This window comes from Streptomyces muensis, from assembly GCF_021474425.1.
In the GTDB taxonomy this organism is placed as follows: Bacteria; Actinomycetota; Actinomycetes; order Streptomycetales; family Streptomycetaceae; genus Streptomyces; species Streptomyces muensis.
In genome coordinates, this window is sequence record NZ_JAKEIP010000595.1 from 1 (window position 1) to 1043 (window position 1043).

Annotated in this window: 1 protein-coding gene; it reads left to right on the forward strand. The window is 76.1% G+C overall.

The annotated features are described in order from the left end of the window. A partial coding sequence (locus L0P92_RS44605) for a winged helix DNA-binding domain-containing protein (protein WP_234768835.1) occupies nt 1-1043 on the forward strand: 1043 nt, incomplete at both ends.

A 1043-nucleotide genomic window follows, 5' to 3' on the forward strand; every position in this document is an offset into this window, starting at 1 on the left:
GGCGGGGAGCCCGGAGGAGGTCGCCGACTCGCTCGTGGCGCTGCACGGGACCGATCCGGCGACGGTGTACCTGGCCGTGGGGGCGCGGCTGGCGGAACCCGCGAAGACCGTGGCGGAGACCGAGCGGGCGTTGTACGAGGAGCGGGCGCTGGTCCGGATGCACGGCATGCGGCACACCGTGTTCGTCTTCCCGACCCGTCTGACGGCCGTCGTGCACGCCTCGACGGGCCTCGCGGTCGCCGCCCGGGAGCGGGCCTCGCTGGTCAAGCACATGGCGGCGGCGGGGGCGCCGGACGCGGCGTGGCTGGCCGAGGTCGAGGAGTCGACGCTGGCCGCGCTCGCGCGGCGCGGACAGGCCACGGCGGCCGAACTCGCCGTGGACGAACCGCGGTTGCGCGAGCGGTTCGTGTACGGGGCCGGCAAGAGCTACGAGGGCGAGCACACCGTCTCGACGCGGCTGCTGCGGGTGCTGGGCGTCGAGGGCAAGGTGGTGCGGGGGCGGCCGCTGGGCTCCTGGACGTCCTCGCAGTTCCGGTGGGCGCCCGCGCCCGAGCACCCCGAGCTCGACGTCGCCGGGGCCCAGGCGGAGTTGCTGCGGAACTGGCTCGCGGTGTGCGGGCCGGCCACGGAGGCCGACCTCAAGTGGTGGACGGGGTGGCGGGTCACCGAGGTGCGCCGGGCACTGGCGGCGATGGGGGCGCGGGCCGTGTCCCTCGACGAGGGGACGGGGTACGTCGTCGACGGCGACGTCGATCCGGTGGCGGAGCCCGCGGAGCCCTGGGCGGCGCTGCTGCCCGCGCTCGACCCCACGGCGGTGGGGTGGCAGCGGCGGGAGTGGTATCTGGCGCCGGAGCTGTGGCCGCCGCTGTTCGACCGGAGCGGCAATGTCGGGCCGACGGTGTGGTGGAACGGTCGGGTGGTGGGCGGATGGGCCCAGCGCAAGGACGGGGAGATCGTCTGGCGGTTGCTGGAGAAGCTGGGCAGCGTGGAGCGGCGGGCGGTGGAGGCCGCGGTCGGCGTGGCGGCGGAGCGACTGCGGGGGT